General features: G+C 69.4%; 24 protein-coding genes. 14 read left to right on the top strand and 10 right to left on the bottom strand.

Annotation, left to right across the window (positions count from 1 at the left end):
• The first annotated feature begins 109 nt into the window (after positions 1-109).
• Positions 110-925: an SAM-dependent methyltransferase gene (locus DFR72_RS08775; RefSeq protein WP_256239421.1), complete on the top strand. Its 816-nt coding sequence runs from the start codon at positions 110-112 to the stop codon at positions 923-925.
• Between the two features lie 76 nt (positions 926-1001).
• Here the strand turns inward: DFR72_RS08775 and DFR72_RS08770 are convergent, their stop codons facing one another.
• The 3 genes from DFR72_RS08770 to DFR72_RS08760 form a co-directional block, all read right to left on the bottom strand.
• The gene (locus tag DFR72_RS08770; protein ID WP_245982670.1) at positions 1002-1427 is read right to left on the bottom strand and encodes a DUF5684 domain-containing protein; all 426 of its coding nucleotides are present in this window, start codon (positions 1425-1427) and stop codon (positions 1002-1004) included.
• A 126-nt stretch (positions 1428-1553) separates the two neighbouring features.
• Positions 1554-2027, bottom strand: a complete 474-nt coding sequence (locus DFR72_RS08765) for a GNAT family N-acetyltransferase (RefSeq protein ID WP_090067365.1) — start codon at positions 2025-2027, stop codon at positions 1554-1556.
• The gene (locus DFR72_RS08760) at positions 2027-2623 is read right to left on the bottom strand and encodes a histidine phosphatase family protein (protein WP_090067366.1); all 597 of its coding nucleotides are present in this window, start codon (positions 2621-2623) and stop codon (positions 2027-2029) included. The genes DFR72_RS08765 and DFR72_RS08760 overlap by 1 nt, the downstream gene beginning before the upstream one ends.
• 68 nt (positions 2624-2691) lie before the next feature.
• Here DFR72_RS08760 and DFR72_RS45400 point away from each other — a divergent pair, with 68 nt between their 5' ends.
• Both DFR72_RS45400 and DFR72_RS45395 read left to right on the top strand, forming a co-directional pair.
• A complete protein-coding gene (locus tag DFR72_RS45400) occupies positions 2692-2859 on the top strand; it encodes a hypothetical protein (RefSeq protein ID WP_170176181.1) in 168 nt (55 codons plus the stop codon).
• 125 nt (positions 2860-2984) lie between these two features.
• Positions 2985-3140, top strand: coding sequence for a hypothetical protein (locus tag DFR72_RS45395; RefSeq protein WP_170176180.1), 156 nt, complete (start codon positions 2985-2987; stop codon positions 3138-3140).
• Positions 3141-4053: 913 nt separating this feature from the next.
• Here the strand turns inward: DFR72_RS45395 and sodN are convergent.
• Positions 4054-4461: a superoxide dismutase, Ni gene (gene sodN / locus DFR72_RS08755; protein ID WP_030476597.1), complete on the bottom strand. Its 408-nt coding sequence runs from the start codon at positions 4459-4461 to the stop codon at positions 4054-4056.
• 96 nt (positions 4462-4557) lie between these two features.
• On the opposite strand from sodN, the gene DFR72_RS08750 reads away from it, so the two are divergent.
• Entirely contained in the window at positions 4558-4839 is a 282-nt protein-coding gene (locus tag DFR72_RS08750) for a S24 family peptidase (RefSeq protein ID WP_342768637.1), read from the top strand.
• Here DFR72_RS08750 and DFR72_RS08745 read toward each other — a convergent pair.
• Positions 4829-5428, bottom strand: coding sequence for a dTDP-4-dehydrorhamnose 3,5-epimerase family protein (locus DFR72_RS08745; RefSeq protein ID WP_090067367.1), 600 nt, complete (start codon positions 5426-5428; stop codon positions 4829-4831). The two genes, DFR72_RS08750 and DFR72_RS08745, sit on opposite strands and share 11 nt — an antisense overlap.
• A 333-nt stretch (positions 5429-5761) precedes the next feature.
• Here DFR72_RS08745 and DFR72_RS08740 point away from each other — a divergent pair, with 333 nt between their 5' ends.
• Together DFR72_RS08740 and DFR72_RS08735 are read left to right on the top strand one after the other, a co-directional pair.
• Positions 5762-6958: an NAD(P)-dependent malic enzyme gene (locus tag DFR72_RS08740; RefSeq protein WP_245982668.1), complete on the top strand. Its 1197-nt coding sequence runs from the start codon at positions 5762-5764 to the stop codon at positions 6956-6958.
• Positions 6959-7183: 225 nt separating this feature from the next.
• Positions 7184-10360, top strand: coding sequence for a bifunctional diguanylate cyclase/phosphodiesterase (locus tag DFR72_RS08735; RefSeq protein ID WP_245982666.1), 3177 nt, complete (start codon positions 7184-7186; stop codon positions 10358-10360).
• On the opposite strand, the gene DFR72_RS08730 is transcribed toward DFR72_RS08735, so the two are convergent.
• A complete protein-coding gene (locus DFR72_RS08730) occupies positions 10322-11872 on the bottom strand; it encodes a bis-aminopropyl spermidine synthase family protein (RefSeq protein ID WP_090067369.1) in 1551 nt (516 codons plus the stop codon). The genes DFR72_RS08735 and DFR72_RS08730 overlap by 39 nt on opposite strands.
• A 132-nt stretch (positions 11873-12004) precedes the next feature.
• Between DFR72_RS08730 and DFR72_RS08725 the strand changes: the two genes are divergently transcribed.
• Genes DFR72_RS08725 through DFR72_RS08710 form a run of 4 tightly spaced genes read left to right on the top strand, consistent with a single transcriptional unit; the run spans position 12005 to position 15283 of the window.
• Positions 12005-13087: an ABC transporter ATP-binding protein gene (locus tag DFR72_RS08725; protein WP_090067497.1), complete on the top strand. Its 1083-nt coding sequence runs from the start codon at positions 12005-12007 to the stop codon at positions 13085-13087.
• Positions 13084-13722, top strand: coding sequence for an ABC transporter permease (locus DFR72_RS08720; RefSeq protein ID WP_090067370.1), 639 nt, complete (start codon positions 13084-13086; stop codon positions 13720-13722). The genes DFR72_RS08725 and DFR72_RS08720 overlap by 4 nt, the downstream gene beginning before the upstream one ends.
• Positions 13723-13727: 5 nt before the next feature.
• Entirely contained in the window at positions 13728-14390 is a 663-nt protein-coding gene (locus tag DFR72_RS08715; protein WP_090067371.1) for an ABC transporter permease, read from the top strand.
• Complete coding sequence (locus DFR72_RS08710) at positions 14387-15283, top strand: ABC transporter substrate-binding protein (RefSeq protein WP_090067372.1); 897 nt, start codon at positions 14387-14389, stop codon at positions 15281-15283. The genes DFR72_RS08715 and DFR72_RS08710 overlap by 4 nt, the downstream gene beginning before the upstream one ends.
• Before the next feature lie 52 nt (positions 15284-15335).
• Here the strand turns inward: DFR72_RS08710 and DFR72_RS08705 are convergent, their stop codons facing one another.
• The 4 genes from DFR72_RS08705 to DFR72_RS08690 are packed head-to-tail and all read right to left on the bottom strand — an operon-like array spanning position 15336 to position 18409.
• On the bottom strand, positions 15336-16307 hold the full coding sequence (locus tag DFR72_RS08705; protein ID WP_090067373.1) for a GNAT family N-acetyltransferase: 972 nt from the start codon (positions 16305-16307) through the stop codon (positions 15336-15338).
• A gap of 4 nt (positions 16308-16311) precedes the next feature.
• On the bottom strand, positions 16312-17157 hold the full coding sequence (locus DFR72_RS08700; protein WP_090067374.1) for a haloalkane dehalogenase: 846 nt from the start codon (positions 17155-17157) through the stop codon (positions 16312-16314).
• A gap of 10 nt (positions 17158-17167) precedes the next feature.
• Positions 17168-17587 (bottom strand): MarR family winged helix-turn-helix transcriptional regulator, encoded by a 420-nt coding sequence (locus tag DFR72_RS08695; RefSeq protein ID WP_090067375.1) that lies wholly within the window; start codon positions 17585-17587, stop codon positions 17168-17170.
• Positions 17588-17623: 36 nt separating this feature from the next.
• Positions 17624-18409, bottom strand: coding sequence for an IclR family transcriptional regulator (locus DFR72_RS08690; RefSeq protein ID WP_090067376.1), 786 nt, complete (start codon positions 18407-18409; stop codon positions 17624-17626).
• A gap of 113 nt (positions 18410-18522) precedes the next feature.
• On the opposite strand from DFR72_RS08690, the gene DFR72_RS08685 reads away from it, so the two are divergent.
• The 4 genes from DFR72_RS08685 (at position 18523) to hutU (ending at position 23207) form a co-directional block, all read left to right on the top strand.
• Complete coding sequence (locus tag DFR72_RS08685; RefSeq protein WP_090067377.1) at positions 18523-19050, top strand: SigE family RNA polymerase sigma factor; 528 nt, start codon at positions 18523-18525, stop codon at positions 19048-19050.
• Complete coding sequence (locus DFR72_RS08680) at positions 19047-19988, top strand: hypothetical protein (protein ID WP_090067378.1); 942 nt, start codon at positions 19047-19049, stop codon at positions 19986-19988. Before DFR72_RS08685 ends, DFR72_RS08680 begins: the two co-directional genes overlap by 4 nt.
• A gap of 73 nt (positions 19989-20061) precedes the next feature.
• Positions 20062-21567 carry a histidine ammonia-lyase gene (hutH, locus tag DFR72_RS08675; RefSeq protein ID WP_090067379.1) on the top strand — a complete coding sequence of 502 codons (1506 nt, stop codon included), beginning with the start codon at positions 20062-20064 and terminating at the stop codon, positions 21565-21567.
• Positions 21567-23207, top strand: coding sequence for a urocanate hydratase (gene hutU / locus DFR72_RS08670; protein WP_090067380.1), 1641 nt, complete (start codon positions 21567-21569; stop codon positions 23205-23207). Before hutH ends, hutU begins: the two co-directional genes overlap by 1 nt.
• The last annotated feature ends 78 nt before the right edge of the window (positions 23208-23285 follow it).

Here is a 23285-nt window from a genome sequence, read left to right as displayed (position 1 = left end):
GGCCCCCGGCTCCGGCCGGGGGCCATCACCCTACGTGACCACTAATGGTGGATGGACACGAACGGAGTAGCCAGTTACCGTGCCTCCAGCGTTCGCGCCGCTCGGGAGCATGGTGAGGTGCCCAGTGCAGGACGGCCCGCAGCGGGTGACGACAAAAGGCGATTCCGAACGCCCGAACGTGGCTCGGCTGTTCGACTACTACCTCGGCGGAGCGCACAACTTCGCGGTCGACCGCGTGCTGGCCGAGGAGATCATCCAGAAGTTCCCCGTCGCCGAGATGGCGCGCACGATCAGGTCCTTCTCGCGCCGCGTGGTGCGCCTGTGCGTCGAGGAGCACGGCATCCGCCAGTTCCTCGACCTGGGCAGCGGCATCCCGACCGCCGGCAACGTCCACGAGATCGCGCAGTCGCTCGACCCGTCGTGCAACGTCGTCTACGTCGACAGCGACCCGGTGACCGTGGCCCACGCCCGCACGATGCTGCGCGACAACCTCAACGCCGCCATCGTGCAGTCCGACATCTGCGACGTCGGCGCCGTGCTGCGGCACCCGGAGACGCGCCGCCTCATCGACTTCACCCAGCCGGCCGCCGTGCTGATGGTCGGCGTTCTGCCGTACGTCACCGACGAGCCCGCGGGCGTCATCGCGCGCTACCGGGCCGCGTTGTCCGAGGGCAGCGTCCTCGCCATGACGCACCTCACGAAGGACGTGGAGCCGGAGCTCGTCGGCCGGCTGGTCGGCCTCGGGGACGACATGGGCTCGACGCTCGTGCCGCGGTCCAAGCAGGACGTGGAGGAGTTCCTCTGCGGCCTGAAACTGCTGGAGCCCGGGCTGGTGCTCGCCGCCCACTGGAGGGCGGACGGCGAAGTCCCCGGTACGTCCGCCGCAGCCGACGCGTCGACGTACGGCGCCGTCGGAATGGTCTAACTGCCCCAGGCATGACGAAGGCCGGGCCTGAAGTACAGGGTGACTTCGTGGCCCGGCCTGGTCGTGCTCAGGCGTGTCAGCCCCGGTACGCGCCCTGGGCGCCGACGAGAGCCGCCGGGCCGCGGTACTGCGCGTTGCCGAAGCCGAGGATCGCGTAGCCGACGATGCTGAACAGCCAGAGGCCCACGATGCCGAAGACGGCGTCCTTGCCGAACGACTTCGCGACGTCGATCGACAGGATCGCGAGCACCACGACGTTCACGCCGGGGATCAGCAGCAGGACGGTCCACCAGCCGGGACGGCCGCCGATCTGCGTCAGCACGTAGAGGTTGTAGATCGGGACGATCGCGGCCCAGCCCGGCTGGCCGGCCTTCGCGAACGTCTTCCACATGACGACGATCGCGATGACGGTGATGATGAGGCCGATGATGCCGAAGACGGCGAGCGTCCCGAGCAGTGCGGCGGTGTCCGCCTCGGTGAGAGTCGGCTGTGACGGGTCCACGGTCTTTCCTTCTTTCCACGCTTACTTGGTGCCGGGGGATCGGCGAGCGGGGACGCTGCCAGGGACGTGGACCCGTCCTGTGTGGAATTCCCTTTTCGTGAGCCTTTTGAGACCTTCCGTCAACCTTCAGCGTGCAGAGCCGAGCCTGACCAGGGCCTCGTCCGCGACGCGCATCGTCGTCCACTCGTCCATCGGCACCGCGCCCAGCGACTTGTAGAAGCCGATGCTGGGCTCGTTCCAGTTGAGCACCCACCACTGCAGACGGGTGTAGCCCTTCGCGACGCACTCCTGGGCAAGCGCTTCCAGGAGCTGCTTGCCCAGCCCGTTGCCGCGCTGGTCCGGCGTGACGTAGAGGTCTTCGAGGTAGATGCCGTGCACGCCGTCCCACGTCGAGAAGTTGAGGAACCACAACGCGATACCGACGACCTGACCGTCCACTTCGGCCACGTGACCGAACAGCGCGGCGTCCTCGTCGAACAGCGCGGTGTGCAACTGTTCCGCGGTGAGGTGGCACTGCTCGGGCGCCTTCTCGTACAGCGCCAGTTCGTGGACCAGGCCCACGACCGCGTCGACGTCACGCGGTTCGACCCGCCGGATCATCACACCTCCCACGCGGGCACGTTGAGCCTGCGCACCTGCGGGTCGCCCCGCTCGTCGCCCAGCTGGCAGATGCCGGCCGGGTCCAGTCCGAAGTGGACGCCCTGGTCGGGCGCGAGGCCGAGCCACGCCGCGATCAGCACTCGGCTGAAGTGCCCGTGGCCGACCAGCACGACGTCGCCGCCGGGCAGGATCTTGCGGACCTCGCCGAGCACCTTGCGCGCCCGGTCCTGCACCTCGGCGTGCGTCTCGCCGTTCGGCATCGGGTGCGACCACACCGTCCAGCCGGCCACGCGCTCGCGGATCTGCGGCGTGGTGATGCCCTCGTAGTCGCCGTAGTCCCACTCGGCCAGGTCCTCGGTCGTCGCGCTGACCTCCAGACCCGCCAGCGCGGCCGTCCTGGTGGCGCGCTTGCGGGGACTCGTCAGCACGAGTGCGGGTGCTTGGTCGGTGCCTCTGAGCCGTGCGAGCGTGGCGCCCGCGCGGCGTGCTTGCTGCTCGCCCTCGGGCGTCAGCTCGATGTCAGTGCGTCCCGTGTGCCTGCCGCTTTCGGACCACTCGGTCTGGCCGTGACGCAGCAGGTAGAGGTGGGTGCTCACCTGTTCGATCCTAGGCAGTGACGGGGAGCACGTTTGGAGGAGTCCTCCTTTGAGGTACCCAGCGCGCCATGACCGCCGAGCACCCCCACCACGGCGCCCCCGACGAGGTCGACGCCCAGGAGATCCGCGAGGCCTTCGGGGTTCGTGTCGCACGCATCCGCACGGAGCTGACCTCGACCTGGAACAAGCTGAGCCAGAACGAGCGCGACACGGACCCCAGAGGACGCCGGGCCTGATTCGCGCGGAAATCCCCGACCACCGGACACCGGTGGCATTTCGGCTGTGCTCGAAATGCGGGCGCACTGCCGGGACCTCCTGCTTCCCTGGGAAGTCCTGATCGCAGTTCTGAGGGGGAATGACGATGGGGTACGTGCTGGATTGGCAGGGGCTCGCGGAACCGCACCGGACCGGGTCCGAGGAGCATGGCGCGGCGATGGGGAGCGTCGTGTCGGTGCTGGAGTCGACCTGGACCACGATCTTCCGGGCGGAAGAGGCTGAAACCCCGGTCCTGGGCTGAACGACGTGGTACTCCCGGCTGGGTTGTCGTTTTGATTGGCGGATTCCGCCGGAATCGCGTGCCGGATGTTGTGCGACGTGGCTAGAACGGAGTGGATCGTCCTTTGAGGGGCCCCGCTCATGCGTCGCACGATCGCGTTCTTGATAGCCGTTCTGCTGGGCGCGGTACTACCGGTGCTGCCCGCGTTGGCCGCGCCGGAACCCACCTTCCTCGCCGGGCTGAAGTGTCCACTACGGACGTTGGTGCCGAGTGGCTCCTGCGGAACTCGGGTGAGGAACAGGTTCGGCTGCGGTTTGAGGGGGTTTCGTTTGCTGGGAAGGACTTCGAGGTGATCGGCAAGGTTCGGAAGGCGGCGTAGGTGGGTGGTTGGATTGCGGGCGGCCTGGTTGCGTTGCGTGCGTTTTCCTGGGGCTCTGCCCCAGACCCCGGCAATCTGATCAGGGGGTCCACGCCGTCAGCGGGTGGATGGCACGCCTGTTGCGTTGGGCGGCTGCCTGTTGCGTAGCTCGGTGCGTTTGGCGGTGGGGTCCCATCACGAGTCGCACCAAGAGCGGGCCACATGTGAGAAGGGGTGTCAACTCGACGAAAAGCGTGTCGAGTTGACACCCCTTTTCACATGCAGCAAGAGCTATGGCGCGACTCGTGATGGGACCCCACCGCCCTTGCCTTGCGGGAGGGCGGCTCGCCTTCGGCTTCGCGTGCGGGAAGGACGGCTCGCCTGCGGCTTCGCGTGCGGGAAGGACGGCTCGCCTGCGGCTTCGCGTGCGGGAAGGACGGCTCGCCTGCGGCTTCGCGTGCGGGAAGACGGCTCGCCTGCGGCATCGCGTGGGGCGCCGCGAGGGATGCACTTACGACGAACGGCGCCGCTCCCCTGACTGGGGAGCGGCGCCGTTCGGTGAAACCGGTGCGGGGCTCAGCCCTGCTTGGTCTCCCAGAAGATCTTGTCGATCTGCGCGATCAGGTCCAGCAGCGCCTGGCCCGAAGCCGGGTCCATGGACCCCTTCGTGCCGCTCGCACCCGCGGCCTTGGTGGCGCGGTTGAACAGGTCGTGCAGTTCGGGGTACTTCTCGAAGTGCGGCGGCTTGAAGTAGTCCGTCCACAGCACCCACAGGTGGTGCTTGACGAGCTCGCTGCGCTGCTCCTTGATCAGGACGGCGCGCTCCCGGAACTCCGGGTCCTCGTTGGCCTGGTACTTCTCCTGGACCGCCTTGACGGACTCGGCCTCGATGCGGGCCTGCGCCGGGTCGTAGACACCGCACGGCAGGTCGCAGTGCGCGGTGGCTTCGACGCGCGGGCGGAGAATGCGCGACACGAGTCGCATCGTTCCTCCCAGAATGAAAAAACAGTGGATGCTCCGACGCGTAGAACCTTACTCCGGCTGACCGAAGGGTGATCGTTGAGACCGCGCCTCTCCACCGTGCTCGTGCGGGGTCCGTCCATGGTCCCTGCCCTGCGGGACGAAGACATCGTGCTGGTCAGGTGGGGTGTGACGCCCCGGCCCGGGCAGGTCGTGCTGGTGCGGTGGGCTGGTCGGCCCGGCCAGCTGTCGGTGAAGCGTGCCTCCCACGAAGTGGACGGGGGGTGGCACGTGGTGGGAGACAACCCGTTCGCGAGCACGGACTCCGAACACCTCGGACCTGCGGAGGTGCTCGGAGTCGTCAAAGCTCGACTATGGCCGAGGCCTCGTTTCAGGCTTTGAGGGACGCGTACAGGGCCAGGCAGTCCTCGTAGCGCGGCAGCACGCCGGCCTCGTAGGCCTCGGACAGGGTGGGGGCCGCGGTGTCCTTCTCCGAGAGCTGGAACTCGAGCTCGCGTGGCCACGGCAGGTCGAGTGCGGGGTCGAGGGGCGTCAGGCCGTGTTCGCCGGACGGGTTGTAGGCGGTGGAGCAGAGGTAGTTCATCGTCGTGTCGTCTTCCAGGGCGATCATCGCGTGGCCCAGGCCCTCGGCGAGGTAGAGCGCGTTGCACTTCTCGGAGGTCACCAGCACGGCGTCCCACTGGCCGAAGGTGGGCGAGCCGACGCGGATGTCCACGATCACGTCGATGAACGAGCCGCGCGGGCAGAAGACGTACTTCGCCTGGGACGGCGGCACGTCCGCGTAGTGGATGCCTCGGATCGTCCCCGCGCGGGAGACGCTGTGGTTGGTCTGGGCCACCCGCAGCGGGTGGCCGACCGCCTCCACGAAGGCGGCCTCCTGGTACGGCGAGACGAACACGCCGCGGTCGTCGGGAAATGTCCGAGGGGTGAACTCGAACGCGCCGTCAATTTTCAGCGAACTCGCCTGCATGCCGTCACTCTAAGGCGTCAATCTTTCTTGACCGATCGGGTGCTTCCTGCCTGCAGAAACTGACCGGTCGGTGCAGAAAACCGGACGGACGTCTTGCTACATGCCCTCTGACCTGCGGAAAAAGTGTGATCCCCGCCGCAGACAGCATCGCCCGACCCTGCCACACTTCCGTCACCCGCAGCTCTCGGGCGGTTCTGCGACGCAACTCGTCGGAGGGCATCGACCGAGTTTCCAGGCCCCGTGTACCCGGCGTGACAACGCTGGGCCGGTGCGCCGTTTGGTGATGAGCCCACGTCTGGGCCACTACGCCGCCCGCACCGCAGGAGGGACGCCGTGACAGCAGTGAACGAAGCCCGCATCGAGAACTCCGATCCGACGCAGTTGACGGACGAGGAGATCTTCAACGCGCACCTGGGCGGGAAGCTCGAGGTCGGCGCGACCGCCTCGCTCGCTGACCCGAAGGCGCTGTCCATCGCGTACACACCCGGTGTCGCACGAGTGAGCAAGGCCATCGCCGAGGACCCCTCACTGGCCGCGAAGTACACGTGGGCGCACCGCCTGGTCGCCGTCGTCAGCGACGGCACCGCGGTGCTCGGTCTCGGTGACATCGGCCCGAGCGCGTCGCTGCCCGTCATGGAGGGTAAGTCCGCGCTGTTCAAGACGTTCGGCGGCCTCGACTCCATCCCGCTCGTGCTCAACACGACGGACGTGGACGAGATCGTCGAGACGCTCGTGCGGCTGCGCCCGTCGTTCGGCGCGGTCAACCTCGAGGACGTCTCCGCGCCGCGCTGCTTCGAGCTGGAGCGGAAGCTGATCGAGGCGCTCGACTGCCCCGTCATGCACGACGACCAGCACGGCACGGCCGTCGTGTCGCTGGCGGCGCTCAACGGTGCGAACACGGTGCTCGGCAAGAACATCGGTGACCAGCGGGTGGTCATCTCCGGTGCGGGCGCCGCGGGCATCGCGATCGCCAAGATCCTCATCGCCGCCGGTGCCGGCGACATCACGCTGATCGACTCGCGTGGCATCGTCCGCGCGGGCCGGGCCGGGCTCAACCCGGTCAAGGAGGAGATCGCGGCGGTCACGAACTCCAGCGACCTCGACGGTGGCATCGACGTGGCGCTGCGGGGCGCGGACGTCTTCATCGGCGTCTCGTCCTCCAAGGTCTCCGAGGACCTGATCGCGAGCATGGCGAGCGGCTCGATCGTCTTCGCGCTGTCGAACCCGGACCCCGAGGTGCACCCGGAGGTCGCCGCCCGGCACGCCGCGATCGTGGCCACCGGCCGCAGCGACTTCCCGAACCAGATCAACAACGTGCTCGCGTTCCCCGGCATTTTCCGCGGGGCTCTCGACGCGGGTGCGCGACGGATCACGGAAGGCATGAAACTCGCCGCCGCGGATGCCATTCTCGCGGTCGCGAAGGATGATTTGGGCCCAGACCGAATTGTGCCCTCGGCATTGGACCCGCGCGTCGGACCCGAGGTCGCAGCGGCTGTGGCCGTCGCGGCGAAGGCCGACGGAGTCGCCTGATCACGCCCTTCTATTCGCCACTCATTTGCATCTTCACGGGGACCGGAACCACGACCGTGGCTTTTCGTTAACCCGTGCAGGGGTGGGCGATGACGCTCTGAAGCGCTACCGTCCCTCTACTCGGGTGTTCACCTGAGTAGAGGGTTCGTGTTTGCCGCCGTTCGGGTGCCGTTGTCGTGCCCACCCGAATTGCCGCGGGCGGTGGATGCGGGAGAGGGTGGGCCGGTGCCCAAGTGGGTGGGACGCGCGACGGTGGTGAACAGCCGTGCACGGACGGCTGTCCCGGAGAACGGGAAACCTCCGATGACGCTGGGCGGGCTGACCCTGCCCGACGCACCGTCGTTGCTCGTCGACGCCAAGGGTGTCGTCATGCAGGCGAACCCCGCCGCCGTGGAGCTCGCGGTCGCGCAGGGCCCCGACGACCTGGTCGGGCACGCGCTCGATGACCTGCTCCTCGGCAACTCCGCCGACCTGAGGCTGCTGCGCGCGGACGGCACCGAACTGCCGGTGCGCGTCGCCCGGCACGCCGTTCCCGGCACGGGCCTGCAGGCCGTCCTGCTGATCGACGTCTCCGACCTCGCCTCCGCCGCGGACGCGCTGCGCGACGAACAGCGCCGGCTGCGCAAGGTGCAGCGGGTCGCGAACCTGGGCTCGTGGGAGTTCGACCCCCAGACCGGTCTGACCGTCTGGTCGGACACGCACTACGAGCTGCTCGGACTCGAACGCGGCAGCGTCGTGCCGGGCGCGCAGGCCGTTCTCGACGTCGTGCACCCGGACGACTACCGGATGGTGGAGACGTACTGGCACGGTCGCGAGATCACCGGCGACCCGATCGACATCGAGTACCGGATCGTGCGCCCGGACGGCCAGCTGCGGTGGATCCGCGGCGTCGCCGAGGCGAGGCTGGACGACGCCGGCAGCCTGGACAAGATCACCGGCTACATCCGCGACATGACCGAGTCGAAGCGCGCGGCCACCGACCTCGCCCAGGAACGGGCGCGGCTGCTGGAGGCACAGCGCATCGCCCGCATCGGCAGCTGGGCGTACGAGACGGGCACGCGCGCCGTGCACCGCAGCGAAGTGCTGATGGAGATGTACGCCGAGCTGGGCATGCACCCGGACGACGACCTGCTCAGCGGCGTGCACCCGGACGACCGCGAGGCCGTCAAGGCGATCAGGCACTCGCTGCTGCACGCGAGCGACGGCGAACCGGTCGAGGTCGAGGTCCGCAGCGAGGTCGGCGAGCGCGTCTACATGTGCCGTGCCCGCGCGGAGATCGCGCCGTCCGGCCGCATCGAGCGCTACCACGGCACCATCCAGGACGTCACCGAGGCGCGTGCGCTGGAACGCCAGATGCGCGAGGACCGCCGCAGACTGGCCGACGCGCAGCAGGCCGCCCGCCTGGGCATGTGGGAATGGAACCCGGCGACCGGTGACGTCGTGTGGTCGGACATGCTGCGCGAGCTCTTCGGCCTGCCCGCGGAACTCCCCGGCAGCTACCAGGCCTACCTCGACCTCGTGCACCCCGAGGACCGCGGCTGGGTCGACGACACCTGCCGCCAGCTGGTGGTGGACGAGGTCGCCTCGCAGTTCGAGCATCGCGTGGTGCGCCGCGACGGATCGACGCGGATCTTCCGCTGCCACGGCATGATCGTCCACGACGCGCACGGCAAGCAGCTCGCCGTCGGCACCGCCCAGGACGTCACCGAACAACGTGCCGCCGAGACGCGCATGAAGCGTTCCTCGCAGCGCTTCACCGACCTCGTGTCCGTGACGCCGGTGGGCATCGGTCTGTTCGACGAGGGCGAGCGCCTGGTCGACGCCAACGACGCGTTGTGCGACCTGCTCGGCATGGAACTGGAACAGCTGCGCGGCATGACAGCCGAACAGCTCACCCACCCCGAGGACACCTCGCCCGGCCTGCAGTGGGCCGCGGAGCGCACGCAGAAGATCCCGCAGCGCATCCTCGTCCGCCCGGACGGCGAGAAGGTCTACTGCGAACTGCACATCGCGCTGTCCGTGCAGGACGACGGCCGCCGCTTCTGGCTGATCGTGTTCCTGGACATCACCGAACGCCGCCGCGCCGCCGAGGCGTTGCGGCACCAGGCCACCCACGACGAGCTGACCGGACTCCCGAACCGCGCGCTGGTGAAGGAGATCCTCGGCAGGCTGCTGGAGGGTCCCGGCCGCTCCAAGGTCGCCGTCCTGTTCTGCGACATCGACAACTTCAAGCGCGTCAACGACTCCCTCGGCCACGACGCGGGTGACGAGCTCCTGGTCGCCCTGGCGCGACGCCTCGAAGGCGGCCTGCCGGACGGCTGCACCGCCGCCCGGCTCTCCGGTGACGAGTACGTGATCATCGCCGAGGACCTCGACGCCGTGGGTGGTGTCGACGCTCTCGCGACACGGGTCGCGTCGCTGCTGAGGACCGCGGTTCCGGTGCACGGCCAGCTGGTCCGGGTCTCGGCCTCGATCGGTGCGGCCGTGCCGAACGGCTCACGCGCCAACGGCGCCGACCTGCTCAGGTTCGCCGACGCCGCGATGTTCGAGGCGAAGCGCGCCGGCGCCGGACGGGTGTCGCTGGCCTCGGCCGCGCTGATCGCGTCCGCGGACCGCCAGGTGCACCTCGAAGGCCAGCTCCGCGAGGCCCTGCAGAACGACGGCCTGGCGCTGCACTACCAGCCCGTCGTCGGCGTCGACGGTGCCATCCTGACCGCCGAGGCCCTCGTCCGCTGGCCGCATCCCGATCGCGGGCTGCTGCCGCCGGACGTGTTCCTGCCGGTCGCCGAGCAGGGCGACCTGATGCGCGAACTCGACCGCTGGGTGCTGCGGACGGCGTTGAAGGAGGCCTCGACCTGGCCCGCGCCCGACGGCCGCCCGGTGTCGGTGGCGGTGAACCTCGCCGGCCTGGTGCCGGGCGATCCGGAGTTCGTCGACATCGTGTCGACCGCGATCATGGAGTCCGGCGTCCCGTGGGAACGAGTGGTGCTGGAACTGGTCGAGACGGCGTTCGTCGACCTGCCGTCCCGCGTCCGCCAGTCGATGGACGAACTGGTGAAGCGCGGCGTGCAGTTCGCCGTCGACGACTTCGGCACCGGCTACTCGTCGCTGGCCCGCCTGAAGGACCTGCCGGCCCAGATCATCAAGGTGGACCGGCGCTTCGTTTCGGGTGTGGGCAACGACTCCTCGGACTTCGCCGTCGCCCGCGCCGTCGTCGACATGGCCCGTGCGATGGGACGCAAGTGCGTCGCCGAGGGCGTGGAGACCGCCACCCAGTTCCACGTCCTGCGCGGTGTCGGCGTGGACGCCTACCAGGGCTGGTTGTTCTCGCGTCCCGTGCCGCCCAAGGAGTTCCGCGCGGTGCTAGCTCTCGGGCCGCTCCACATACCCCGCGCTGGCTGAGATCTCGGGCAGCAGGGCCGCGATCCGGTGCTTGGGCAGGTCGATCAACCGCAGTTCGAGGTCGTCCTGCGCCACCGGGGCGTTGTCGATGATCTCGGCTGCCTGCTTCTTGGTCAGCACGCCCTGCGACGCGGTGATCAGGGCCTCGCGCCAGCTGTTGCGCAGCTTGCCGTGCGCCTTCATCAGCACCTCGCGGACCGCGCGCTCGCCCAGCGACAGCGTCCCGGTCAGCACCTGATCGGCGACGACGATCGTCGTCTTGGCATCTGGGTTGTTGCGCAGGAACTTCAACCTGAACCTGGTCGCCACCAGTTCCTGCAGTTCCTTCTGCCCGGCCTCCGACGAGACCGCCGGGTGGTTGTTCGGCACCAGGCACGCCAGCCGCGCGGGCGACGAGGCGAGGAGCGTGCGCAGCAGCCACGGACCGGGGTCCGCCGACAGGTCGACGGCCAGCGAGGCCGCGCCCTTGCCGACCGGCTCGGCCCAGCCCGCCGGACGGGGCTTCGGCGGCGGCGAGGACTCCGGGCGGGGAGCGAGGTCGGACAACGCGGACAAAGCTTCCTGCGACGGCCCGGACGACTCCACGGACTGCGCGCCGTGCGTGTAGATCCGCGTGCCACCGGACACCGCGCGACGGCCCGTGGGGCGGCACACGTAGAGGTCGGCGGCCGAGCCGATGGCCTGCGCGCCGTCGAAGCGGTGGAACGCGGGCAGGATCGCCTCGAACACCAGGCCGAGCTTCTGCAGTTCCTGCTGCACCTTCAGGCCTAGGGCCGGCGTGCGGTCCGAGTAGCCGTACGCGAGCAGCAGGCGGCCCGCAGCGATGTCTTCCAGCGCCTCGATGCCGCGGCCGGCGAACAGCCCCATGCCCTCCGGCGAGTAGGGCGGGTCGCTGAAGACGAGGTCGAAGGACTCGAGGAGTGAGGCGGGCAGCCCGAAACGCATGTCGCAGTGCAACGTTCGAATGTCGAGCCCGCGCGCGGCGGCCCGCGAGTCGATGAACTCCAGCAGGCGCTCGTCCAGGTCCACGACCGTGATCGACACGTGCGGGTTGACCGCGGCGACGGCCAGCGACGTCAGGTCGTGGTCGCCCAGGCACAGCAGGCGCCTGCCCGTCAGGTCGTACGCCGAGTCCAGCCACACCGCGCGGTTCAGCGCCGTCTCGGCCGTGGCCTGCACGTGGTCCAACGAGGACAGCGGCGGCGGGACGTCGGCGATGTCCACGAGGATCTGGCGCAGCACGTCCGTGTGGTCGCGGACACCCGAAACGCCGAAGGCCGACCGGTACGAGGCGACCAGGCCGGGAGCGATGCGGTAACGATCGCCTGAAGATTCGGCGTCGTCGCCGAGGGCCTTGAGCAGGTCCTGCACGGTGCGGCGGGGCACAGCGGGGATGCGCACGAGTTCAGCCAGCGGGTGCCAGTCCTCGGAGAGCAGGGACACCACCTCGCGGAGCTTGCGGGCGTGCACGCCGCGCTCTGCTACCAACTGCCGGACCTGATCGATCGTCACAAGCGCTAAACCATACGGGCCGTCACATAGTGGAACGCTGTGCCGGGGTACGCCGAACGAGTTAAGGTCTTTGGGATCTACATCCAGGGCGGCCCAATCGGGGTGGTCGTCACGACCGGAGGGATCCGAAGGGTGATCGAGTTCCGGGCCGTAACCAAGCGGTTCGAGGACGGGACCATCGCTGTCGACGAGCTCGACCTCACGGTCGAGGCGGGCACCATCACGGTGTTCGTCGGTCCTTCCGGCTGTGGCAAGACGACGTCCCTGCGCATGGTCAACCGCATGATCGACCCCACGTCGGGCACGATCCTGGTGGACGGCAAGGACGTCCTGACCGTCGACCCGCCCACGCTGCGGCGCGGCATCGGCTACGTGATCCAGCAGGCGGGTCTCTTCCCGCACCGGACCGTGCTCGACAACATCGCGACCGTTCCTCTTCTGTCCGGTTGGGACAAACGCAAGGCACGCACGCGCGCGGCGGAACTGCTGGAGATCGTCGGGCTCGACGCGAACTTCGGCAAGCGCTACCCGGCGCAGCTCTCCGGCGGCCAGCAGCAACGCGTGGGTGTCGCCCGCGCGCTCGCGGCCGACCCGCCGGTGCTGCTGATGGACGAGCCGTTCAGCGCCGTCGACCCGGTGGTCCGCGAGGACCTGCAGAACGAACTCCTTCGCCTGCAAGCGGAACTCGACAAGACGATCGTGTTCGTCACGCACGACATCGACGAGGCGCTCAAGCTCGGCGAGCGCGTCGCGGTGTTCCAGACGGGCGGGCACCTCGCGCAGTACGCGCGGCCGACCGAGCTGCTGGCCGCGCCCGCCAACGACTTCGTGGCCTCGTTCGTCGGACGGGACCGCGGCTACCGCACCCTCACGTTCCTGCACGCGGACGTGCCCGTGCACCCGGTCACCACCGCCAAGCTCGGCGAGCGCATCACCGTCACCGACTGGACCCTCGTCGTCGACGAGGAGAACCGGCCGAAGGGCTGGCTGTCCGGTGTGGACGGTGAGGTGGAGGTCGCCGAGAAGGACCTGATCTCCGGCGGCTCGCTCTACGACGGCACGACGTTGCGCGGCGCGCTCGACGCGGCGCTCAGCTCGCCGTCCGCTCTCGGCGTGGTCGTCGACGGCGCCGGTGCGGTCACGGGCGTGGTCCAGGCCGCCGACGTGATCCAGGCCCTCGCGAAGGCCCGCGCGGCGGGTGAGGTCCCGAAGTGACCTGGATTTTCGAGAACTGGGAAAGGTTCTGGGAAGTCACCGCGGTGCACCTCCGGCTCTCCGTCGTGCCGGTGCTGATCGGTTTCGTGCTCGCCATCCCCCTCGGGTGGTGGGCGAGCCGGTCGAACACGGCGCGCGCGGTCCTCTTCCCGTTCGCCAACGTCCTGTTCACGATCCCGTCCATCGCGCTGATCGTGATCACGCCGGTGCTGATCGGCGTGAAGATCCTCGACGAGATCAACGTCATCGTGCCGCTGGTGGTCTACACGGTCGCGCTGATGGTGCGCGCGGTCGCGGACGCGCTGGCCGCGGTGCCGGGCAACGTCGTCGCCGCGGCGAACGCGATGGGGTTCCGGCCCCTGCGGCGCTTCCTCACCGTCGACTTCCCGCTGGCGCTGCCGGTCACGATCGCCGGTCTGCGGGTCGCGACCGTGTCGAACATCAGCATGGTGAGCGTGGGCGCGCTCGTCGGGCTCGGCGGCTACGGCCAGCTCTTCACCGAGGGCTACCAGACCGACAACACCGACAAGGTCCTCGCGGGCCTGATCGGCACGGTGGTGCTGGCGCTGCTCGCGGACGGACTGCTGCTGCTGGTCGGACGGCTGCTCACGCCGTGGGCACGGGTGGGGAGGTGAGCTGAATGGGCTGGCTCTTCGATCCCGCGCACTGGTCCGGCTCGGCCGGGATTCCGGTGCGGTTGCTGGAGCACTTCGGCTACACGCTGCTGACCATGGTGATCGCGGCGCTGATCGCGATCCCGCTCGGCGCGTTCGTCGGGCACACCGGCAAGGGCGGGTTCGTGATCGTCGGACTCTCCAACGCCCTGAGGGCGTTGCCGACCACGGCGGTGCTGATCCTCGTCGTGCTGTGGGCGGGCCTGGGCGACTTCCCGGTGTACGTCGCGCTGGTGCTGCTGGCGATCCCGCCGATCATGGCGGGTACGTACGCGGGCGTCCGCGCGGTCGACCCGGTGACGGTCGACGCCGCGAGGGGCGTCGGCATGCGCGAGTCGGGCGTCCTGCTCCAGGTGGAGATCCCGAACGCGCTTCCCTTGATCTTCGGCGGTTTCCGCGGCGCCGCACTGCAAGTGGTCGCGACCGCCACCATCGCCGCCTACACCGGCGCCGGTGGACTCGGCAGGTTCGTCTTCGACGGCCTCGCCCTGCAGGATTTCGGACAGATGCTCGCCGGCGCGGTGCTCGTGGCACTGCTCGCCGTTCTCGTCGACCTGGGGTTCGCCGGCCTGCAACGGCTGACGGTCTCGCCAGGATTGCGTCCAGTGGGAACCGGAGGAAACAGATGAAGCGCATCGCCACGGCTGTCGCTGCCGTGATGCTTCTGTCGGCGTGCGGTGGTGACCCGCTGACGGGCGGCGCCAACAACCCGGCCCCGACGGACACCATCGTCGTGGGTTCGGGCAACTTCCCGGAGTCGCGCCTGCTCGCGGAGATCTATGCGGAAGCGTTGGCCGCCAAGGGCGTCAAGGTGTCCAAGAAGCTGAACATCGGCAACCGCGAGCTCTACTACAAGGGCGTGCAGGACGGCTCGATCGACCTGATCCCGGAGTACTCCGGCGTACTCCTCAAGTACATCAACAAGGAGGCGCAGGAGGTCGGCTCCGACGAGGTGTACGCGGCGCTGAAGAAGGCGTTGCCGCAGAACCTCATCGTGCTCGACAAGTCGTCCGCCGAGGACAAGGACGCCGTCGTCGTCACGAAGCAGATCGCGGCGCAGTACAGCCTGAAGTCGATCGACGACCTCGTGCCGTACTGCAAGGACCTGGTCTTCGGCGGCCCGACGGAGTTCCAGAACCGCCCGGACGGCCTGCCGGGTCTGAAGGCCAAGTACGCCTGCGAGTTCAAGGAGTTCAAGGCCCTCGACGTCGGCGGCCCGCTGACCGTCGCCGGTCTGAAGGACAACACGGTGCAGGCGGCCGACCTGTTCACGACGGACGCGGCCATCAAGGCCAACGAGTTCGTGGTGCTGGAAGACCCGAAGAACGTCTTCGCCGCGCAGAACGTGCTGCCGCTCATCAACGAGAAGAAGGCGTCGCAGCAGGTCCGCGACACCCTCAACGCCATCTCGAAGAAGCTCGACACGAAGGTCCTGCTGGAGCTGAACCAGAAGCTCTCGGCGCCGGACAAGCCGGAACCGGAGAAGGTCGCCAAGGAATGGCTCGCCTCCGCGGGCATCTGACCTGACCAACGGACGGGGCGGGCACCTTCGGGTGTCCGCCCCGTTGCCGTTCCTAGAGCTTCAGATCGGCCACTCGGGCGCTCAGGTCGACGGTGGTGATCCGGTCGGTGAAGCCGAGCGCGTGGTTGATCCGCCGCATGTGCTCGTTGGTGCTGTTCGTCTCGGTCTCGATGATCTTGATGCCGGTCAGCTGGCGGAGCAGGTGCGCTTTGACCAGCCGGCCGAGCCCCTTGCCGCGATGTGCGGGGAGCACGCTGGTATGCCGTTGGTGGCCAACAGAAGGCCGCGAGAGAGTCCGGTGCAGCACCGTCACCGCGGCAGCTTCGTCGCCGTGTGTCGCGAGGACCACCCACACGTCGATGCCTGTGGCTGACAGGCCTTCTTCGTCCAGCCGCACCCGTTCTCGTGTGTGCGTGGCGAGCTCGATCGCACTGTCGCCCATGGGCTGGTCCTTCGCCGAGTTGAGCGCGCCGACGTAGGCGTCGAGGAGTTCGTCCGGCGCCCGTCCCGTCCACTGCGTCAGGCGGTACCCGGCCGGTACCTCGCCCACCTCGGGCAGCGGATCGGTGAGTACGAGCTCCTGCAAGGTGAGCGCGCTGACGACGGCGAAACCGCGGTTGGTGGCCCACCGCACGCCCTCGCTGCCTTCAGGAATCCACGAGGCTTCGGCCGATTCCCGGTTCGCCTGGCGCAGTGCGAACCTCAGCAGGGCGGTACCGATGCCCCGGCCTCGCCACCGCGGATCCACCACGACGTTGCCCGTGACGAGGTGCACGTTGTCAGCCGTCGGCAGATATCCGTCCGCATAGCCGACGACGCGTCCGTTCTCCCGAGCCACGGCGAACCGCGGGCGGCCCCAGCCGACTTCAGACGCCAGCCGGCGCCGCACCCATCCGCTGAGGTCCGGCAGCTCCCGTGCCGGCATGGCGCTGCTCCACCAGGCCACCTGCAGGTCGAACAGAGCGCGCTGATCGGCTTCACCCGCACTGGCGAAGTCGAGTTCCTCGATGTGAATGTCCCCCATGCCCCTATGCAAGCAGGCCGTGGTGCTCCGCCCAAGCGCCGATGGCCGCCGCGATCTCCTTCGGCCGGTCCTCCTGCGCGTGGTGTCCGGCCTCGCCCACGGCCACCACGTCCAGCGCGGCGATGTTCTCCGAACACCAGTCCTGAAGCTGCTGCCCGATGAGCAACGTCGGCGAGTTCTCGAACGTCACCAGCAGCTTCGGCACCTCGGACGTGCCGAGCCACTCGCCGTAGGCCTCGATCCGCGGCACCAGTTCGACCGGTTCGCGGTCGAACGGCATCTGCCGCGCCCACGCCAGCACCGGGCGGCGGCTCGCGGCGTCGGGGAACGGCGCCAGGTAGGCCGCCATGTCCTCCTCGGACACCGGTGTGCGGACACCGCCGGTGAACGCCTGCCGGATGAACCCGTCGCCGGACAGCACCAGTTCCTCGCCCAGCCCCGGTGTGCGGAAGCGGCGCACCCGTTCCTGTGCGGGCAGGGGGAGTTCGAACCCGGTCATCGGCTTCACGATCGTCTCGAAGAACGCGATGCCGGCCACGCGCGAGGGATGCCGTGCCGCCCAGTCGAACGCGAGCGCGCCGCCCCAGTCGTGGCCCACCAGCACCACGCGGTCCAGTTCGAGGACGTCGAACCACGCGTCGAGGTAGCGGGCGTGGTCGGCGAACGAGTACTCGACGTCCGGCTTGCCGGAGCGGCCCATGCCGATCAGGTCGGGGGCCAGACCGCCCAGTTCCGGCAGCACGTCGCGCCAGGAGTGGGACGAGCCCGGGTTGCCGTGCAGGAACACGTGCGGCGCCGAGCCGGACTCCAGGTAGTGGATCGAGGAGTCGAGGACGGGAACAACGGGCATCGGAGGCTCCTCAGAGGGGAACGGCCAGCAGCGCGGTCAGGTCGCGGGACAGCGCGCCGGTCCTGTCGCCCAGCGGCTCCAGCAGGCGGTCCAGCAGTGAGCGGACCAGCTCGACGGCAGGTTCGACCGTCGAGAGGCCGTGTGGGGTCAGGGTGAGCCGCACGGTCCGTGTGTCGACGGCGTCCCGTGTGCGCGAGATGAACCCGGACGCCTCCAACGAGCGCGCCAGTTTCGAGACGTACAACGCCTCCAGGCCCGCGTGGTCGGCGAGTTCGCGTTGGGACGGGCGGTCCAAGGCCAGCAGCGACGACAGCACGACGTACTGCGCGTGCGTCAGCCCGAGAGGGGCCAGCGCGCGGTCAACGGCCGTCCGCCACTTCATCGCCAGACGCCACACGAGGTGCCCAGGCGTGGGTTCCGCACTGCTCATGGCAGATACGGTACATGGCTACTATGTACATGGCTACTATCCCGGAGCCGCGTGCCCGCCGATCCGGACGGTCAGTTCCTCGGCCGCTTTGCGCACCTCTTTGGCCAGGTCGGGCCACGTCTGCCCGCAGGGCGTGTCGCAGACGTGCCGGAACGTCAGCGTGATGGCCGCGATCGGTCGCTCGCCGTGGTCGAACACCGGCGCGGCCACCGAGGCGAACCCGGCCGTCACGAACCCGTCCTCGACCGACCAGCCCTGCCGCCGTTCCAGCGTCAGCAGCCGGCGCAACGCCGGCAGGTTGTGCGGGCCGCGGCCGGTGCGGTCGACGAACGAGGCCACCGACGGCAGCAACGCCCTGACCTGCGCCGGAGGCAGGTTCGCCAGCATCGCGCGGCCCGAGGCCGTCAGGTGGGCGGGCAGCCGGACGCCGACGTCGGACACGATCGACTGCGGCTGACGGGGTTGTTCGCGCACCAGGTACAGCGCCTCGGCGCCGTGCAGGACGCCCAGGTGCGCGACCTTCTCCATCCGGTCGGCGAGCTTGCGCAGCAGCGGGCGGGCCAGCCGCTCCAGCGGGTCGTGCCGCAGGTAGGCGGAGCCGAGTTCGAACGCCGCGACGCCCAGGCCGTAGCGCTTCTCCTCGGGGAAGTGCGTCGCGAAACCGGCCTCGGTCAGCTCCGAGAGCAGGTGGTAGGTCGTGGACCTGGGCAGGTTGAGCTCGCGCGCGACCGACGCCGCGGAGACGGGCCCCGGTCTGCCCGCCAGCAGCCGGAGGACCGCCAACCCTCGCCGCAGCGCGGGAACGTCACTGCTGCTGCCCACAAAAGTGATTTTCCCACGTGATGCAGCCCACGCCGTTACGACATCAGGGCACACTCAACAGAACACGCGTGGGGTGCGTCGTAGAGGCGTGACGGTTTTGAAGGGGGTCGGGATTGACACCGAGTTTCGATGACTTCGTGGCAGCACAGGTGACCCCGTTGCTGCGCTATGCCACCGTGCTCACGTGCGACCCGCACCTGGCCCAGGACGTGGTCCAGGAAGTGCTGCTGCGCGCGCAGCAGAAGTGGGACCGCATCGGTTCAGTCGACCTCCCTCACGCCTACGTCAAGCGCATGGTGACCAACGAGTACCTCTCGTGGCGCAGACGCAGGGCAGCCAAGGACGTCGCTCTCTGCATGACGACGCTCGAGTCCGTCACCCCGCCCGTCGGAGACAAGACGCACCACTACGACGAGCGGGAAGCAATGTTGCAGCGGATCGCGAAGCTGCCCCGCAAACAGCGGGCCGCCGTCGTGCTCCGCTACTACGAGAACTACGAGGACTCGGAGATCGCACAGATGCTCGGTTGTGCCGAGGGAACCGTGCGCAGCCACATCTCGCGTGCGCTGGCCACACTCCGCCTGGACCACACGCCGGAACCCGCTGGTGTCGGGTTGCGGATCGGGGAGGGCCTGTCGTGAACGACACCGAACAGCTCATCAAGGAGGCACTCGGCCAACTGGCCGAGCGCACTCCGCATCCGGGCCCGACGCTCAACGCCCTGCGGCGCAAGCGCAAGAGGCAGCGGAACAACATCTTCCTGATCGCCACGGCCGGCATGGCCGCGGTCGTCGTCCTGATCTTCGCCGGCGTCGTCGCCAGCGACAGGTACACGCCGCCGAACCCCAACGACGCGGCCGCGGCGCTCGTACCGGGCAACGCGACCGGGGCGCTCAAGTACCAGCCGCACTGGCTGCCGGAGGGGTACGTCGAGACCTTCCGGAGCGTGCACGACGGCAAGGCCTTGCGAGCGTGGGTGCCGGTGAGCGCTCCTGCTGACGCGTACGGCGGAGGGCCGAGCATCGCCCTGTCCAGCGGCGAAGCTCATCCCGGCATCTCCGCCAAGTGGCGGGACGTGACGGTGCGCGGGCTCAAGGCTCGGATGCAGGTGTCCGGCGAACGGGCGGTCGTGGAGTGGAAGGCGCAGGACACGCTGTCCGTCCTGGTGGACCGCGTGACTGACCCGGAGACGACGGCACGGCGCGTCGCGGACTCCGTGCGCGCGGACTCGAACGCGATCTTCGAGGCGCCCTTCAAGGTGAGGGGGAACCAGCCGACCGTGTTCAGCGGGACGAGCCCTGTCGCCTGGAGTGCCACGTTCTCCCCTGGTCGTGGGCCCTTCGAGGTGACGGTCAGCAAGCGCAAGCCGGAGTTCGGCAGCGCGCCGACCACGCCGGTGACGGTGCGCGGCAAGCAAGGGGTCGTGGTGGGCGGTGCGACCGTGGCGGTGCAGGAGGGCGACCTCTGGATCACCGCGACCAGCCACCCCGCTGACAAGCCGGACGACGAGATCGTCGCGGTGGTCAACGACGTCGAGCTCGCCTCGAACGTCGACACCGGCTGGATCCGCACGAAGTAGTCCGTCTGGCATCTCAGACACCATCGGGCGCTCCGGGGTCGCTGACTCGGCCCCGGAGCGCTGTGATGTCTCCATGCAGCAACCGGTGGAGCTGGGTCCGAAGCCTCTGACCCTCGAGGACGTTCATGCCGTCGCCCGCGACGGCGCCCCGGTGGAGATCACCGCGGCGGCCCGCGAGGCGGTCACCGCCGCCCGTGGCCACATCGAACAGCTCGCCACGGCCGAACGCCCCACCTACGGCGTCTCGACCGGGTTCGGCGCGCTCGCCGTCCGGCACATCCCGCCGGACCGCCGTGCCCAGCTGCAGCGGTCGCTGATCCGCTCGCACGCCGCCGGTGCCGGTCCCGAGGTCGAACGCGAGGTCGTGCGGGCGCTGATGTTGCTGCGCCTGCGCACGCTCGCGACCGGCCACACCGGCGTCCGCCTGTCCACTGTGGACGCGATGGCCGGGATGCTGAACGCCGGCATCACCCCGATCGTGCACGAGTACGGCTCGCTGGGCTGTTCCGGCGACCTCGCGCCGTTGTCGGCGAGCGCGCTCGCGCTGATGGGCGAGGGCATGGTCCGCAACTCCCGCGACGAGCTCGTGCCCGCCGCGGAGGCGCTGGCGGAGGCCGGTATCGAACCGGTGCAGCTGGCCGAGAAGGAAGGCCTCGCGCTGATCAACGGCACCGACGGCATGCTCGGCATGCTGTCGCTGGCGATCGCCGACTTCACGCGGCTGCTGGACACCGCGGACCTCACCGCCGCGATGAGCGTCGAGGCGCTGCTGGGCACCGACCGCGTCTTCGAGCCGGAGCTGCACGCGCTGCGCCCGCACCCCGGCCAGAACGTCAGCGCCGCCCGGATGCTCGCGTTCCTCAAGAACTCCGAGATCGTCGCCTCCCACCGCGGCCCGGACTGCACCCGCGTGCAGGACGCGTACTCGCTGCGCTGCTCCCCGCAGGTGCACGGCGCGGCACGCGACACCGTGGCGTACGCGGCGACGGTGGCCGACCGCGAGCTGGCGTCTGTGATCGACAACCCCGTCGTGCTGGCGGACGGCCGCGTCGAGTCGAACGGCAACTTCCACGGCGCCCCGGTCGCCTACGTGCTGGACTTCCTGGCCATCCCGCTCGCGGACGTGGCCTCGATCGCCGAGCGCCGCACCGACCGCATGCTCGACGTCTCGCGGTCGCACGGCCTGCCGCCGTTCCTCGCCGACGACCCCGGCGTCGACTCCGGCCACATGATCGCCCAGTACACCCAGGCGGCGATCGTGTCCGAGCTCAAGCGCCTGGCCGTGCCGGCGTCCGTCGACTCGATCCCGTCCTCCGCGATGCAGGAGGACCACGTGTCGATGGGCTGGTCCGCCGCCCGCAAGCTGCGCAAGGCCGTGGACGGGCTCACCACCGTGCTGGCCGTCGAACTGCTCACCGCCGCGCGGGCCCTCGACCTGCGCGCGCCCCTCAAGCCCGCCCCCGCGACGGCCGCCGCCGTGGCGAAGCTGCGCGAGACCGTGCTGGGCCCCGGCCCGGACCGCCACCTCGCCCCCGAGATCGCCGCCGCCGAGGCCCTGATCCGAAGTGGAGCCCTGTAATGGCTGTTCGCGCTGACCGCGGCACCGAGCTGACCGCGAAGAACTGGTCGACCGAAGCCGCGCTTCGGATGTTCCACAACAACCTGGACCCGGACGTCGCCGAGCGTCCCGAGGACCTCGTCGTCTACGGCGGCACCGGCAAGGCCGCGCGCGACTGGCCGTCGTTCGACGCGATCACCCGCGAGCTGAAGAACCTCGAAGCCGACGAGACGCTGCTCGTGCAGTCCGGACGCCCGGTCGGCGTCATGCGCACGAACGAGTGGGCACCGCGCGTGCTCATCGCGAACTCGAACCTCGTGCCGGACTGGGCGAACTGGCCCGAGTTCCGCCGCCTGGAGGCCGAGGGCCTCACGATGTACGGGCAGATGACCGCCGGTTCGTGGATCTACATCGGCACCCAGGGCATCCTGCAGGGCACCTTCGAGACGTTCGCCGCCGTCGCCACCAAGCGCTTCAACGGCACCCTTCGCGGCACGCTCACGGTCACCGCGGGCCTCGGCGGCATGGGTGGCGCGCAGCCGCTCGCCGTGACGATGAACGAGGGCGTCGCGCTGTGCATCGAGGTCGACCCGCACCGCGCCCAGCGTCGTCTGGAGACCCGCTACCTCGACGAGATCGCGGACGACCTGGACTCGGCGATCGAGCGCGTGCTGGCCGCCAAGGCCGCCGGTGAGGCCGTGTCCGTCGGTGTCGTGGGCAACGCGGCGGAGATCCTGCCCGAGCTGCTGCGCCGCGAGGTCGCCGTCGACATCGTCACGGACCAGACGTCGGCCCACGACCCGTTGGCGTACCTGCCCGTCGGGGTCCCGCTGGAGGAGTGGCAGGACTACGCCGCCGCGAAGCCGGAGGAGTTCACCGAGCGCGCGCGGGAGTCGATGGCCACGCACGTCGAGGCCATGGTCGGGTTCATGGACCGGGGCGCCGAGGTGTTCGACTACGGCAACTCGATCCGCGGTGAGGCGCAGCTCGGCGGTTACGAGCGCGCGTTCGCGTTCCCCGGCTTCGTTCCCGCCTACATCCGGCCGTTGTTCTGCGAGGGCAAGGGCCCGTTCCGCTGGGCCGCGCTGTCCGGCGACCCCGAGGACATCGCCAAGACCGACAAGGCGATCCTGGAGCTCTTCCCGGAGAACGAGCAGCTGCACCGGTGGATCAAGATGGCCGGTGAGCGCGTCGAGTTCCAGGGCCTGCCCGCCCGCATCTGCTGGCTCGGCTACGGCGAACGGCACCTCGCGGGCCTCAAGTTCAACGAGATGGTGGCGTCCGGTGAGCTGTCCGCGCCGATCGTCATCGGCCGCGACCACCTCGACTGCGGCTCGGTGGCCTCCCCGTACCGCGAGACCGAGGCGATGGCCGACGGCTCCGACGCGATCGCGGACTGGCCGCTGCTCAACGCCCTGGTCAACACGGCCTCCGGTGCCACCTGGGTGTCGATCCACCACGGCGGCGGCGTCGGCATCGGCCGCTCGATCCACGCGGGCCAGGTCACGGTCGCGGACGGCACCGAGCTGGCCGCGCGGAAGATCGAGCGCGTGCTGACCAACGACCCCGGCATGGGCGTCATCCGGCACGTGGACGCCGGGTACGACGAAGCCAAGGCCGTGGCCGCCGACAAGGGCGTGCGCATCCCGATGGAGGGCTGAGAATTGTCAGACCTCGCTGGGAGAATTGAAATCGGGGGACCCCCTGGAGGGGACCCCTGCGTGAGCCTGCCGATGGAG

The organism is Lentzea flaviverrucosa, from assembly GCF_003350445.1.
GTDB classification, from domain to species: Bacteria; Actinomycetota; Actinomycetes; order Mycobacteriales; family Pseudonocardiaceae; genus Lentzea; species Lentzea californiensis.
This window is presented reverse-complemented; position numbering and strand designations above follow the sequence as displayed.

Excerpts from the sequence above, each read along its gene's own strand:
- DFR72_RS08775 (WP_256239421.1), top strand. The coding sequence starts at position 110 with ATGGTGAGGTGCCCAGTGCAGGACGGCCCGCAGCGGGTGACGACAAAA.
- DFR72_RS08765 (WP_090067365.1), bottom strand. The coding sequence starts at position 2,027 with ATGATCCGGCGGGTCGAACCGCGTGACGTCGACGCGGTCGTGGGCCTG.
- DFR72_RS45400 (WP_170176181.1), top strand. The coding sequence starts at position 2,692 with ATGACCGCCGAGCACCCCCACCACGGCGCCCCCGACGAGGTCGACGCC.
- DFR72_RS45395 (WP_170176180.1), top strand. The coding sequence starts at position 2,985 with ATGGGGTACGTGCTGGATTGGCAGGGGCTCGCGGAACCGCACCGGACC.
- sodN (WP_030476597.1), bottom strand. The coding sequence starts at position 4,461 with ATGCGACTCGTGTCGCGCATTCTCCGCCCGCGCGTCGAAGCCACCGCG.
- DFR72_RS08745 (WP_090067367.1), bottom strand. The coding sequence starts at position 5,428 with ATGCAGGCGAGTTCGCTGAAAATTGACGGCGCGTTCGAGTTCACCCCT.
- DFR72_RS08715 (WP_090067371.1), top strand. The coding sequence starts at position 13,728 with ATGGGCTGGCTCTTCGATCCCGCGCACTGGTCCGGCTCGGCCGGGATT.
- DFR72_RS08710 (WP_090067372.1), top strand. The coding sequence starts at position 14,387 with ATGAAGCGCATCGCCACGGCTGTCGCTGCCGTGATGCTTCTGTCGGCG.
- DFR72_RS08705 (WP_090067373.1), bottom strand. The coding sequence starts at position 16,307 with ATGGGGGACATTCACATCGAGGAACTCGACTTCGCCAGTGCGGGTGAA.
- DFR72_RS08700 (WP_090067374.1), bottom strand. The coding sequence starts at position 17,157 with ATGCCCGTTGTTCCCGTCCTCGACTCCTCGATCCACTACCTGGAGTCC.
- DFR72_RS08695 (WP_090067375.1), bottom strand. The coding sequence starts at position 17,587 with ATGAGCAGTGCGGAACCCACGCCTGGGCACCTCGTGTGGCGTCTGGCG.
- hutH (WP_090067379.1), top strand. The coding sequence starts at position 20,062 with ATGCAGCAACCGGTGGAGCTGGGTCCGAAGCCTCTGACCCTCGAGGAC.
- hutU (WP_090067380.1), top strand. The coding sequence starts at position 21,567 with ATGGCTGTTCGCGCTGACCGCGGCACCGAGCTGACCGCGAAGAACTGG.